The sequence below is a fragment of the Pseudocitrobacter faecalis genome (assembly GCF_965231525.1).
GTDB classification, from domain to species: Bacteria; Pseudomonadota; Gammaproteobacteria; order Enterobacterales; family Enterobacteriaceae; genus Pseudocitrobacter; species Pseudocitrobacter faecalis.
The window spans coordinates 238,080-251,059 of record NZ_CBDDNJ010000002.1 but is presented as its reverse complement, the minus strand read 5'-3'; the positions used below and the strand labels follow the sequence as shown (position 1 = coordinate 251,059).

General features: G+C 54.7%; 12 protein-coding genes and 1 pseudogene. 5 read left to right on the top strand and 8 right to left on the bottom strand.

Annotated features, from left to right (window positions below; translation table 11 throughout):
• Positions 1 to 21: 21 nt before the first annotated feature.
• Together ACOXYR_RS01860 and ACOXYR_RS01855 are read right to left on the bottom strand one after the other, a co-directional pair.
• Positions 22 to 489 (bottom strand): annotated as a pseudogene (locus ACOXYR_RS01860) (AraC family transcriptional regulator); the annotation flags it as partial.
• 65 nt (positions 490 to 554) lie between these two features.
• On the bottom strand, positions 555 to 947 hold the full coding sequence (locus ACOXYR_RS01855) for a YgiW/YdeI family stress tolerance OB fold protein (RefSeq protein WP_108475147.1): 393 nt from the start codon (positions 945 to 947) through the stop codon (positions 555 to 557).
• 153 nt (positions 948 to 1,100) lie between these two features.
• Between ACOXYR_RS01855 and qseB the strand changes: the two genes are divergently transcribed.
• The 4 genes from qseB to ACOXYR_RS01835 all read left to right on the top strand — a co-directional run bounded on the left by qseB (position 1,101) and on the right by ACOXYR_RS01835 (position 4,139).
• The gene (qseB, locus tag ACOXYR_RS01850; RefSeq protein ID WP_108475107.1) at positions 1,101 to 1,760 is read left to right on the top strand and encodes a quorum sensing response regulator transcription factor QseB; all 660 of its coding nucleotides are present in this window, start codon (positions 1,101 to 1,103) and stop codon (positions 1,758 to 1,760) included.
• Positions 1,757 to 3,106: a quorum sensing histidine kinase QseC gene (qseC, locus tag ACOXYR_RS01845; protein ID WP_108475106.1), complete on the top strand. Its 1,350-nt coding sequence runs from the start codon at positions 1,757 to 1,759 to the stop codon at positions 3,104 to 3,106. Before qseB ends, qseC begins: the two co-directional genes overlap by 4 nt.
• Positions 3,107 to 3,212: 106 nt before the next feature.
• On the top strand, positions 3,213 to 3,794 hold the full coding sequence (locus tag ACOXYR_RS01840; RefSeq protein WP_015962981.1) for an NAD(P)H-dependent oxidoreductase: 582 nt from the start codon (positions 3,213 to 3,215) through the stop codon (positions 3,792 to 3,794).
• Between the two features lie 30 nt (positions 3,795 to 3,824).
• Positions 3,825 to 4,139 (top strand): putative quinol monooxygenase, encoded by a 315-nt coding sequence (locus ACOXYR_RS01835; RefSeq protein WP_108475105.1) that lies wholly within the window; start codon positions 3,825 to 3,827, stop codon positions 4,137 to 4,139.
• 88 nt (positions 4,140 to 4,227) lie between these two features.
• Here ACOXYR_RS01835 and ACOXYR_RS01830 read toward each other — a convergent pair whose 3' ends face one another.
• The 3 genes from ACOXYR_RS01830 to ACOXYR_RS01820 all read right to left on the bottom strand — a co-directional run bounded on the left by ACOXYR_RS01830 (position 4,228) and on the right by ACOXYR_RS01820 (position 8,618).
• Positions 4,228 to 5,418 carry a glycoside hydrolase family 88 protein gene (locus tag ACOXYR_RS01830; protein WP_421355383.1) on the bottom strand — a complete coding sequence of 397 codons (1,191 nt, stop codon included), beginning with the start codon at positions 5,416 to 5,418 and terminating at the stop codon, positions 4,228 to 4,230.
• Positions 5,419 to 5,449: 31 nt separating this feature from the next.
• A complete protein-coding gene (locus ACOXYR_RS01825; RefSeq protein ID WP_421355384.1) occupies positions 5,450 to 6,718 on the bottom strand; it encodes an oligosaccharide MFS transporter in 1,269 nt (422 codons plus the stop codon).
• 61 nt (positions 6,719 to 6,779) lie between these two features.
• Complete coding sequence (locus tag ACOXYR_RS01820; RefSeq protein WP_421355385.1) at positions 6,780 to 8,618, bottom strand: DUF2264 domain-containing protein; 1,839 nt, start codon at positions 8,616 to 8,618, stop codon at positions 6,780 to 6,782.
• A gap of 151 nt (positions 8,619 to 8,769) precedes the next feature.
• Here ACOXYR_RS01820 and ACOXYR_RS01815 point away from each other — a divergent pair, with 151 nt between their 5' ends.
• Positions 8,770 to 9,615 (top strand): AraC family transcriptional regulator, encoded by an 846-nt coding sequence (locus ACOXYR_RS01815; protein WP_108475101.1) that lies wholly within the window; start codon positions 8,770 to 8,772, stop codon positions 9,613 to 9,615.
• A gap of 32 nt (positions 9,616 to 9,647) precedes the next feature.
• Here ACOXYR_RS01815 and parE read toward each other — a convergent pair whose 3' ends face one another.
• The 3 genes from parE to cpdA are packed head-to-tail and all read right to left on the bottom strand — an operon-like array spanning position 9,648 to position 12,973.
• On the bottom strand, positions 9,648 to 11,543 hold the full coding sequence (gene parE, locus ACOXYR_RS01810) for a DNA topoisomerase IV subunit B (RefSeq protein WP_108475100.1): 1,896 nt from the start codon (positions 11,541 to 11,543) through the stop codon (positions 9,648 to 9,650).
• A gap of 27 nt (positions 11,544 to 11,570) precedes the next feature.
• Positions 11,571 to 12,146, bottom strand: coding sequence for an esterase YqiA (yqiA, locus tag ACOXYR_RS01805; RefSeq protein ID WP_108475099.1), 576 nt, complete (start codon positions 12,144 to 12,146; stop codon positions 11,571 to 11,573).
• Entirely contained in the window at positions 12,146 to 12,973 is an 828-nt protein-coding gene (gene cpdA / locus ACOXYR_RS01800) for a 3',5'-cyclic-AMP phosphodiesterase (protein WP_108475098.1), read from the bottom strand. Before cpdA ends, yqiA begins: the two co-directional genes overlap by 1 nt.
• Positions 12,974 to 12,980: the final 7 nt, after the last annotated feature.

The window sequence follows — 12,980 nt, the reverse complement described above, 5'->3', positions numbered from 1 at the left end:
AGAGAAGGCGAGAAAGGCGGTTTATTGCAGTGGCAAATAGATATCCGTTTGCCGTTCGTGTTCAGCAACGTCATCGACAAAATTGTGGTACTGGAAAAAGACCGGGAAATCGCGTGGCGTTTCACCGCTGCCCGGCAGCCAGTCGCGCAACAAGAACCAGACGCTTTCGCTGACCGTATCCAGCGAGCCGTGGTGGCGTACAACCGCGCAGCGCCCGGCGGGAATTTCGCTGTTGATGACGCCGTGGGCATTTTCAGGCACAGGCGCGCTTATGCTGCCGCAGATATCAAAACGAAACGCTTCCGGCGGCGTGGTTTGAGGATCGTCCCAGGCGATGCCGAAGGTTTGACTCTGCTCAACCGGTGAAAAACCTGTATCTCTGCGCCATAAAATGAATTTCGCAGCGCTATAGTTAACCAGTTCCGGGCTGCAACGATGTTGCAGCAAAGCAACCCGCGTGCGCGGAAAATCAACGAGGGTAACATCCATATAGTGACCTCAACATACATCCTGAAAACGCGCCAACGACAAGACAGGCCGCTGGCGCTTTCTGATTACGGTTTCAGTTTCTGAATCTGTTTAACGTCGATTTCAACCGAGTTCCAGTCTTTATCCACTTCACCGCGAATTTCAACTTTATCCTGCGGCGTCACCGTCAGGCCATTCCAGCGTTTGTCGTCGATATCAACGTTGATAGTGCCGGTCTCATCTTTAAAGGTATAGAGATCGTCAGAGATACGCTCAACGATAGTCCCTTTCAGCGTAACCCAGGTGTCATCGCGCAGGGTTTTCGCATTAGCAACGGTGGTTGCAGTGCCATCCGGGCCAACGAAACCGCCGCTTTGTGTTGACGTTGAGCCCGGGCCGGAAAAACCGCCCTGAGTGTTAGCCAGAACCGGGGTAGCGATCAGCGCCAGGACGGCGGCCATTGCAGCAAATTTCTTCATGATATTTTCTCCCTTAAATTTCATTACGAAAGCCATTAAACAGGATAATGCTTAACGACTTCTTAAGGTAAAAATATTCATTTTTTTACTGTACAGCGCAGGTCTGATAAGGGTTTACTGGCTTTATTCAAGCGGAGAGGCAAGGAAGGCAAGATGCGAATTTTACTGGTGGAAGATGACAAGCTGATTGGCGACGGGTTAAAGACCGGCCTTGGCAAAATGGGCTTTACGGTTGACTGGTTTACCCGGGGCGAAGAAGGAAAAATAGCCCTCGACAGCGCGCCGTATGACGCCGTGATCCTCGACCTCACGCTGCCTGGCATTGATGGACTGGATATCCTGCGCGCCTGGCGAGAAAAATCGCATCATGAGCCGGTTCTCATCCTCACTGCGCGCGATGCGCTCAGCCAACGCGTTGAAGGGCTTCGCCTGGGTGCGGATGACTACTTATGTAAGCCCTTTGCGCTGATTGAAGTCGCCGCCAGGCTGGAAGCCTTAATTCGTCGCGCACACGGGCAGCCGAGCAATGAACTGCGCCACGGCGCGGTGACGCTCGATCCGGGTAAACTCACCGCCACGCTTAACGGCGACCCTCTCGCCCTAAAACCGAAAGAGTTCGCCCTGCTGGAGTTGCTGCTGCGCAACAGCGGGCGCGTGCTGCCGCGCAAGCTGATAGAAGAAAAGCTCTACAGCTGGGATGATGACGTCACCAGCAACGCCGTGGAAGTGCACGTGCATCATCTGCGCCGCAAACTGGGCAGCGAGTTTATCCGCACTGTACACGGCATCGGTTATACCCTGGGGGCACAGTGAAACTGTTTCCCCGCCTCAGCCTGCGCGTCCGCCTGACGCTGCTGTTTATGCTGCTTTCCGCCGCCGCATGGCTCTGCGCCAGCCTGGTGGCCTGGCATCAAACCACCAATAAGCTGGATAAACTCTTCGATACCCAGCAAATGCTCTTCGCCAAGCGCATCAGTGCAATGGATTTTACCGACGTGCGCAGTTCGCAGCAGTTTATCCGCGCGCCGAAGAAGGTTAAACACGGTCACCTTGACGAAGACGTGCTGGCCTTCGCGGTATACGCGATTGACGGCAGAATGGTGATGCATGACGGCGAGAATGGCCCGTTTATCCCTTATAGCTATCGCCGGGAAGGGTTTGACGATGGCAACTTAATCAATGACGACGATCGCTGGCGTTTTCTGTGGCTAACCACCGCCGATAAAAAATACCGCATCGTGGTCGGCCAGGAGTGGGAGTATCGCGAAGAGATGGCGCTGGATATCATCACGTCGCAGCTTACGCCGTGGCTGGTTGCGCTGCCGGTGATGTTTTTACTGTTGATCCTGCTGCTTAGCAGTGAACTACGCCCACTGAAAAAACTGACGCTCACCCTGCGCCGCCGCTCGCCGGAAGATGATACGTCGCTTGATACACGGGGCGTGCCGAATGAGGTGCGTCCGCTGGTAGACGCCCTCAATCACCTCTTCCATCGAACCCACGAAATGATGATCCGCGAGCGACGTTTTACCTCTGACGCCGCCCATGAACTGCGCAGCCCGTTAACCGCACTGAAAGTACAAACCGAAGTGGCACAGCTCTCACAGGATGATGCTGACGCGCGCGAGAAAGCCTTATCGCAGTTGCATGAAGGGATCGACCGCGCCACCCGTCTGGTGGAGCAACTGCTCACTCTCTCCCGCCTCGACTCGCTTGATAACCTGGCGGATGTACAGACCGTCCAACTGGAAGAGTTGCTGCAATCCGCGGTGATGGATATTTATCACAGCGCCCAGCGTGCGGGAATCGAAGTGCGCTTGCACCTCAACGCACTCAACATCGCCCGCACCGCCCAGCCGCTGCTGCTGAGCCTGCTGGTGCGTAATCTGCTGGATAACGCCGTGCGCTACAGTCCATCAGGCAGTGTTATCGACGTGACGCTGGAGCAAGACGGTTTTACCGTGCGCGATAACGGGCCAGGCGTGTCACCGGATGCGCTGGCGCGAATGGGCGAGCGTTTTTATCGTCCGCCAGGCCAGGAACAAACGGGCAGCGGGCTGGGATTGTCGATTGTGCGGCGCATTGCATCTCTGCACGGGATGACGGTGAATTTTGACAATATCCCTGAAGGTGGGTTTGAAGCGCGGGTGCGCTGGTAATAAGATTATTGCTTCTGGAGCAAAAGACTTTGCACATTTTGCTCATATTCACGCTTCGTCCGGAGGAGTATTATGACAGCCAAACGCTTTTCATCGAGGACAAAAAATGAGCAACATACTGATTATTAACGGCGGAAAAAAATTCGGCCACTCTAACGGTCAACTGAACGACACCATGACCGAGGTCGCGGAAAGCTTCCTGCGCGACGCCGGGCATGATGTTAAAGTTGTGCGCGCCGACAGCGATTACGACGTTAAGGCCGAAGTCCAAAACTTTCTGTGGGCGGACTCCGTTATCTGGCAGATGCCGGGCTGGTGGATGGGCGCACCGTGGACCGTGAAAAAATATATCGATGACGTGTTCACCGAAGGCCACGGTTCTCTGTATGCCAGCGATGGCCGCACCCGTTCCGATGCCAGCAAAAAATATGGCTCCGGTGGTCTGATTCAGGGCAAAACCTATATGCTTTCCCTGACCTGGAACGCGCCGATGGAAGCGTTCACCGATAAAGAACAGTTCTTCCATGGCGTGGGCGTAGACGGTGTTTATCTGCCGTTCCACAAAGCCAACCAGTTCCTGGGAATGGAAGCGCTGCCGACCTTTATCGCCAACGACGTTATCAAAATGCCTGACGTTCCACGTTATATTGCAGAATACCGCGAGCATCTTGGTAAAATTTTTGCTTAACTGGGAAGCTGGATTAAGAAGGAGTTTACTATGTTGACAGTTATTGCAGAGATTCGTACACGTCCGGGCCAACACCATCGTCAGGCGGTTCTGGATCAGTTTGCGAAAATCATCCCGACCGTTTTGCAGGAAGAAGGCTGCCACGGCTACGCGCCGATGGTTGACCATGCCGCAGGCGTGAGCTTCCAGACCACGTCCCCCGACTCTATCGTGATGGTTGAGCAGTGGGAAAGCATCGCGCATCTTGAAGCGCACCTGCAGACCCCGCATATGAAAGCCTACAGTGAAGCGGTGAAAAACGACGTGCTGGATATGTCTATTCGTATCCTGGAAGCGGGCGTTTAACGTTCCAGTGTTTTGCCGGGTGGCACGTAAGCGTCCCCGGCAACATGATAATGTTGGCCCGGGAAGCGCAGCGCCACCGGGCAATGACTCACCAGTACAATTTCCAGCTCTGCGTCATGCGCACCAGCGCTTCCACATAGAAATAATCCCCCCAGCTACTGCACTCATCCACGCCCTTGTTCCCGGCTAAATGGTAGACCGAGTGTTTCAGCAAGCCGTTACCCGGCTCGTCTAACCCCGCCAGATAATGCTTCGTCAGCGACGACATCATCCCCATCGCCCATTGCTGATAGCGCGCGCGATCCGGATCGATGACCGGCAGAGATTTCACCAACTCCAGCAGGCCGCAAACTGCAATCGCCGCCGAAGAGGAATCACGTAACGCATCCGTCCCCTGCAACGCCAGATCCCAGTGGCATACCGCATCCTCCGGCAGACGATTGAGAAAGTAGTTCGCCAGCTTTTTCGACAGGCTAATCAGTTCTCTGTCACCGGTGTAGAGGTAACTCAGCATAAAACCGTAGATGCCCCACGCCTGCCCGCGCGACCAGCAGGAGTCATCCGCGTAGCCCTGCTGCGTATTGCCAAAACGCGGCGCGCCGGTCTGCACATCCATATAGTAGGTGTGGTAGGTTGATGCATCGTCGCGCACCAGATATTTCGCCGACTGGCGCACATGCGCTTTCGCTGCATCAGCAAAACGCGGGTCACCGGTTTGTTCGCTGGCCCAGTAAAGCAGCGGCAGGTTCATGGTGCAGTCGATGATCATGCGCCCGGCCTGCGCGGGATCCTTGAGATCGCCCCATGCCTGAATGATCTCGGCTTTGCGATGAAAACGTTCCAGCAGCGCTTCGGCGGCCAGTAGTGAGAAACCGCGTGCATCACGATTTCCCGTCAGACGCCAGGCGGCCACGCAGGAGAGCGTATATAAAAAACCAAGATCGTGCGTGTTGGTGTCGTGTCGCCCGGCAATACGCAGGCCAAACGAGCGCACATGTTTTTCCGCCAGCGTGCGGAAAGCCTCATCACCGCTCATCTCCCAGGCGAGCCACAGTTGGCCGGTCCAGAAACTGGTGGTCCATTCGACGTTTTCCGTCAGCGGGTAAAATCCTTTTTCACAGGTCTCCGCCGGAAATTTTTCACCAAACTCAGCCATATGACGGCGAATCAGTGTGAGTACGTGCTGTCGCGCAGCCCCCATTTCATCATTAAACGCGTCCATGTTCACTGGCGCGCCCGGAAATTCCGGTAATGTTTCCTCAACGACGGATTTGTGCATTTTCGTGTCCTTATTACTCTTCGGTTCAGGATTATTTACCCGCATTGTTTTCAGCCACATTCAGCGCCACGGCGCGGTTGCGTTGGGTACGACAGGCGGATAAGGTAAATGCCGAGATGACAGTAAACAGCAAGGCGATTGAGCCCATCAGGATGTACGTTTTTTCAAAACCTATGCGGTCATAAAGAATACCCGCAGGTGAAGAAACGACGACGTTGCCAACATATAACATCGCCTGGTAGCCAAGCAGGTACATGGTCGCATTGACGCGTTTATCAAAATGCTCAGCGATATATTTAAATACCGACACCAGCAGCAAACAGATTTCCAGACCATAAAGCGGTTTCAGTACGGAAATAAGCAGATGGGAATCGCACAGACCGGAAACAATCAGACGTGCACCGACCACGGCGCCGACGATTAATAAGCCTCGTTTGGCACCGATATAATTCACTACCAGCGGGATAAACATATACATCAGGAATTCGATACCCGACTGCACGGTGCCGAGATAACCAAATATCGCGTTGCCCTGATGAACATCCTCGAAGAAGGTGACGAAGTAGCGCGAGAACTGCTGCTCGGCGATAAACATCATCCACGCCACGCCAGAGACATACATACAGAAGGCCCAGAACTTGCCACTTCGCAGCAGGGCATAGACATCAGCCAGGGCGATTTTGTCTTTGGTCAGTACCTCGCCTGCATATACGGAGTTAGTGTTCACTTTCAGGCTAATCAGCACCACCAGCATGATAATCGACGTCACGCTGCCCATAATAAAGTTCCAGGCGGGCGAGATGTTAAACAGCAGGCCTGAGAAGGAAGATGCCACCGCCCAACCGAGCGATCCCCACATACGAATCTGGCCGAACTCCATGCCGTTTAAGCGGCTGTAACGGTCTGCATAGGATTCACAGGCCGCTACTCCCGCGTACCAGGCGAAGCTCAGATAAATCGCACCGACAATAATCCCCAGCATGGTGTGCGACAGCAGGAGCGGCTGATAGACATAAATAAAAAATGGTGCCATCAGGGCTGAGACCGCAACGACAAAATAGAGCAGGCATTTACTCATGCCAATTTTATCGAGAATATAACCGTAAATTGGTTTCAGGATGACGGCAAAGATACCGTTCACCGCAAAAACAGTCCCTATCACCGTACCGCTTAAATTGGCTTTTTGCCCTAGCCATATAGCGAATAAACCAATACTGGCGGACCAGGTAAAAAAGTAGAGAAAGATAAAAGTACTTATTTTGTAATATTCAAGCCTGTTTTGAGACGATAACTTTTCCATACCATCCTCGACGAAAGCATATAGGGTCAACAGAGAGTATTCCGGGCTTGCACCCGGAAAATTAAAAACTCAGAGCGGCATATTGTTTGTCTAAGGCACCCATTACCCTGAGCGTATTTTTTTCAATAACCAACCGTGGCGGCTGGTGATATTTTTTCTTAACGTCGCCGCTGGCAGCCACCGCACAACAGAGCCAGTGTTCACCCGGCGTCAGGTCGACAGTGAGTAGCGGAATCGACGCACATTCGGCGAACATAATGCTGCTATTCGGCGGCGTCACGACCGCATCGCTCTGGCGCGAAAGCGTTGGCGAGAGATCGGCAATCACGCTGACGCCATTACGCGCGGTAATCTGACACCGGCCTTCCCCCTGCTGCACATCGGCCTTCATCACCGCGAAACCGCCCTCGGCACTTTGCAAATGACGTGCGGTATCCAGACGATGCACGCGCACGTGCCACTCCCCCGCCGGGATAAGCCAGGTGGTGACATGCACGTCCCGCCAGGGCGACCAGCGCGACACAATCGCACTCTCCTGAATCTCGACGCTTTCGCATTCCCGACGTCCACGCCAGTGGTTATCGTTCTCAGCAAGCAGCAGCATGGAGTCGCTGGCCGCATGTTTAATGCCATAACGCCCGCGCTCGATGGTGAAACCAAAACGGCTGGAGTAAGCGAATTTGGTGTACTTAGCGTCGGTGTTCACATAATTGTTCAGCTCCAGCTGGCCGGAAGTGAGCATCACAACGTGCTGCGAATGTTCGCTGTGCTGCAAAACCTGCTGCGCGGGGGCTATCACATGAACATCGTCCAGCGTGGGCAATGGCAGTTCTTCCGCCAGCCAGAACGGATGATCCGCCGCAAGCGCCAGAATCAAAAAGACCTTCAGCGCCCAGTATGGCGACCCCGGTGAGTTGTAATCCTCGCACATCGCCAGATTCGGGTAGGCAAAACCGAGGGTCAAAATACCGTCGCGATCGAAAATCGGTTTTTCCAGCCACCAGCGCAGATGACGCAGAATGATGCCCTTCACCACGCCCGGCGAGAAGACATCCAGCCCGGCGAAGGCCACGCCGCTCCAGAAGGCGACCATCGCAAAACGGTAGGTCAGGCTGCGGCCAAACGGTACACAAGCGCCATCGGCGGCGCTGAGATAGATGAAGTCGCGGGCAAACAGCGTGGCGCGTTCGCGGAGAGTTGCCGCACGCAGCGGATCGTCGCTGCCGTTAAGCGTGGCGTAGATCAATCCATAGAAATGAAACGCCATTGAGATGTAATAATCTTTGGGCCGCCCGGGGCCGTCCGAGTACCAGCCATCGCCCAGATAGTAGGCTTCCATCATCGCGAAGCGCTTATCGACAGCCAGGCGATCGTAAGGCAGACCAGCGCGCTTAAAGCCCAGTTGTACCATGATGGCAAAGTAGTTCCAGTTGCTGTCCGGCATTTGTGAATCGGTGATTTGATCCAACCAGCGGTGCAGGTTATTCAGCTCAGCGGCGCTGAAATGATCGGTGAAACGGCCCTGTAACAGCGCCAACCCAAGGCCATAGGCCGCCATCTCGACCAGACGCTGATCGTACGGGCCCGTTTCGCCCCAGTACGCCGGGCTATGTGGGTCGGTGCCGCGCTTAATGGCGGTGAAATATTTATCGCTGAATGGCACTTCTTCCCCACCCGCCAGCAGCGGAAAAAGGCCCCACAGCGCGCGTGACAGCCCTTCCATTTCGGCAATATCCACACTGTAATGCGCGCAGGTATCACCCAACGAGAATTGCGCCGCACCGGCGGGAAACTGTTTATCCAGCGCACTCAACATGCTCGTGAGCGCGGTCACCACCTCTTCACGTGAAGACAATGAATTTGATTTTTCCATCACCGCCAGAATCCTCTGCTTAGCCATCCCCGAAAGTGGTACAAGCATAGAGAGTCAGGCGTGCGGTGAAGTGTTAACCCGGTCACAACTGATATGAATAAATAAACCGCGACTTGATAAAATTTAAAACGGTGGTTTAGTTGTGGGGATTATTACGTAAAAATTTAATTCTGTTGCTATGAGTACAACATTAAATTCGGAACATCTGGAGCTGATCACACTGAACGACAAGGTGGCATCGTTCAGCCGTCTGTACGCCAACAGCGTGCGCTATCACCACTGGCATCAGTGTCTGGAAGTGCTGTACGTCGAGGAGGGGTTCGGCGTGGTGATTGTCGATAATCGCCAGTACACCATGCGTCCGGGGCGGCTGTTTTTCTTCCCGCCGTTTACGCTGCACAAAGTGAGGGTGGATGAACAGGCTCAGGACAGCTACCGCCGCACGATAATTCATCTCGATCAGCATGCGATTCTTCGCCTGCTGCGCGACTTTCCCGATGCGCGTAGCCGTCTGCAAATGCTGTCTCAGCGCGCTGGCCCCGCCTTTGTTGCCGACCTTGCCGACGCACATGTTCACGTCGATTATCTGTTTACTCTCTACGCCGGGCTTGCCACTTCAGGGCTAAGCGCGGAGCATGTCACCACTCTGTTGATGACGCTTTTGCATATGCTGCCGCCGGTGCAGGAAAAAATGCCGGAAGATAACCGCGGCATCGCCAGCCCGGTAATGTTCTGGATTGAAGAGAACTATCAGCAAAAATTCAGTCTCGATAAACTGGCGCAGGATCTCGGCAAATCACGCAGCTATCTTTCACGGCGCTTTCATGTCGAGACGGGGGAATATATTCATAACTATTTGAATACAATACGGCTGCGGCGAGCCTGCGAATTACTGCTGCACAGCACAATCAGTGTGGCTGAGGTGGCAAGCCAGGTCGGTTTTGCCGATACCACATGGTTCATCAGCTCGTTTAAGAAAGGCATCGGTGAGACGCCGTTGCAGTATCGTAAGAATCATCAGTGATATGAAAACCCTCTCCGCAGAGAGGGTCTTAATCAGGCTTCAATATCCGCCATATCGCCTTTTTCCTGCAACCAGTTGCGGCGGTCTTCCGAACGCTTCTTGGCCAGCAGCATGTCCATCATGGCGTTGGTTTGCTGTTCATCTTCATCATCAATCACCAGCTGTACCAGACGGCGCGTGTTCGGATCCAGCGTGGTTTCACGCAACTGCATCGGGTTCATTTCACCCAGCCCTTTAAAGCGCTGAACGTTCGGTTTCCCTTTCTTGCGCTTAAGCTGTTCCAGCACGCCCGCTTTCTCTTCTTCGGTCAGGGCGTAATAGACTTCTTTGCCGAGATCGATGCGGTAGAGCGGCGGCAGCGCCACGTAAACGTGCCCCTGCTTAACTACCGAGCGGAAGTGCTTCACAAACAGCGCGCACAGCAGCGTCGCGATGTGCAGACCATCAGAATCCGCATCCGCGAGGATACAGATCTTGCCGTAACGCAGCTGGCTGAGATCGTCGCTGTCCGGATCGATGCCGATCGCCACAGAAATATCGTGTACTTCCTGCGAGGCCAGCACTTCATCCGATGAAACTTCCCAGGTGTTAAGGATCTTCCCTTTCAACGGCATGATCGCCTGATATTCACGATCGCGCGCCTGTTTGGCTGATCCGCCTGCAGAATCCCCTTCCACGAGGAACAGTTCGGTACGATTGAGATCTTGTGCGGTGCAATCTGCCAGTTTGCCGGGCAGCGCCGGGCCACTGGTCAGTTTTTTACGCACCACTTTTTTCGCCGCGCGCATACGGCGCTGAGCGCTGGAAATGGCCATCTCGGCCAGCATTTCTGCGGCCTGAACGTTCTGGTTCAGCCACAGGGAAAACGCATCTTTCACCACGCCGGAAACAAATGCGGCGCACTGGCGGGAAGAGAGACGCTCTTTGGTCTGGCCGGCAAATTGCGGATCCTGCATTTTCACCGACAACACGTAGGCGCAGCGTTCCCAGATATCCTCTGCCGTCAGCTTCACGCCGCGCGGCAGAATATTGCGGTATTCACAGAATTCGCGCATCGCGTCGAGCAGGCCCTGACGCAAACCGTTAACGTGCGTTCCGCCCTGCATGGTCGGGATCAGGTTAACGTAGCTTTCAGCAAGCAGTTCACCGCCTTCCGGTAGCCACAGCAGCGCCCAGTCAACCGCTTCCGTTTCACCGGAGAACGTCCCGACAAACGGCTGTTCCGGCAGCGTCGGCAAGCCGTTCACCGCTTCTTTCAGATAATCTGTCAAGCCATCTTCATAACGCCAGCTCTGCTCGGTGTTATTCACTTTGTCCTTAAAGACAATTTCCACACCAGGGCAAAGCACCGCTTTCGCTTTCAGCACGTGGTTGAGACGTGAAACGGAGAAGCGCGGAGTATCGAAGAAGCTTTCATCTGGCCAGAAGTGGACGCTGGTGCCGGTATTGCGTTTACCGCAGGTACCGGTAACGTGCAGGTCTTCCACTTTATCGCCATTTTCAAAGGCAATGCTGTAAACCTGCCCGTCGCGACGCACGTTTACTTCCACACGTTTGGACAAGGCGTTAACCACCGAAATCCCCACGCCGTGCAGGCCACCGGAGAACTGGTAGTTTTTGTTAGAAAACTTACCGCCCGCGTGCAGGCGGCACAGAATCAGCTCGACCGCCGGTACACCCTCTTCCGGGTGAATGTCGACCGGCATGCCGCGCCCGTCATCGATGACTTCCAGCGACTGGTCAGCATGAAGAATGACTTCGACACGTTTTGCGTGGCCCGCCAGCGCTTCATCGACGCTGTTATCGATCACTTCCTGACCGAGATGGTTAGGGCGTGTGGTATCCGTGTACATTCCCGGACGGCGGCGAACCGGCTCAAGCCCGGTGAGTACCTCAATGGCATCAGCGTTATAAGAAGATTGTGTCATGATCTGTTCGTAGGTAATGGGAGCGGCTTAATGCAGCCCCAGAAAGTCGATAATCTGTGTGAAATGATCTTCAAAACCAACAAATGCGTGATTACCGCCCTCCTCTACCGTTTGGCGGCAGGAGGCGAAATAGTCAACGGCCTGGCGGTAATCAAGCACTTCATCGCCCGTTTGCTGCAATAGCCAGATGAGATCCGGCGCTTCCAGCGGGTCAATTCGCATCACTTTGAGATCGTAAATATGGCGAGACTCTAGCACATAATGCTCACCGGTGTAGGGATTCTCGTTCGGACCGAGGAAGTTCGTTAGCAACTCATACGGGCGTATCGCCGGGTTCACCACCACAGCGGGCAACATGAAACACTGCGACAGCCAGGTCGCATAATAGCCGCCCAGCGAGGAGCCGACCACACCCAGCGGTTCGCCCCCGTGCTTTAACACCAGCGCCTCCAGCATTTCTGCGGCGTCAGCAGGATAGGACGGCAACTGGGGGATCACCATGGTGATATCCGGATAGTGCTCCGCCAGCCACGTTTTCAACGCCGTCGCTTTGGCAGACCAGGGTGAGCTGTTAAACCCATGCAGGTAGAGAAGCGTAGCCATCAGTATCCTTCTGACGCGGTATCCGGGTGAAACTCCGACCCGGCAAGGCGGCAAACTTCGGTGGTCAGCGAGCCATCGGCATGCAGTTCCAGCCAGCGCCAGCCCGGCGAAATCGTATCCAGCGTAAAGTTGGCGCAATGGGGTTTAAACTGCACACAAGTAGACGGTGTCGCCATCATCCGACGGCCATTCCAGTCGAGATCCAGCTCCTGGTGAATGTGGCCGCAGAGCAGATTTTTCACCTTCGGGAAATTCACCAGCACGTTATCCAGCGACGCGGCATTGCGCAAACTGTGCTGATCGAGCCAGCTACAGCCCGCAGGCAATGGATGATGGTGCAACAGCAGCAGCGTGTGACGTTCCGGCGCTTCTGCCAGCCGTTTTTCCAGCCACTCCAGTTGAAATTCGCTCAGTTCGCCGTGCGGCACGCCAAAGACCTGGCTGTCGAGCAGCAGGATTTGCCAGTGCTCCCCCACCATCACACGCTTGGCCGGGGAGATCCCAGCATCCTGTAGCGTGCTGTACATGGCGGGTTGGAAGTCATGGTTACCCGGCAGCCAAACGCAGGGCGCAGAAAATCGCGCGATGCCTTCAGCGAAGTGCTGATAGGCCGCGGAGGTGTGATCCTGCGCTAAGTCGCCAGTCGCGACCACCAGATCCACTTCACGCTGCGAGGCGTTGATTGCCTCAAGCACGGCGTGATAACTGTCCCAGGTATTCACGCCTAACAGCGTTTCACTTTTTTTAGCGAACAGGTGAGTATCAGTAATTTGCAGTAACCTGACACTGGCCCCACCAGCCAGCGGAAGGTTTAACAGGCTTTCCAAATGGTGT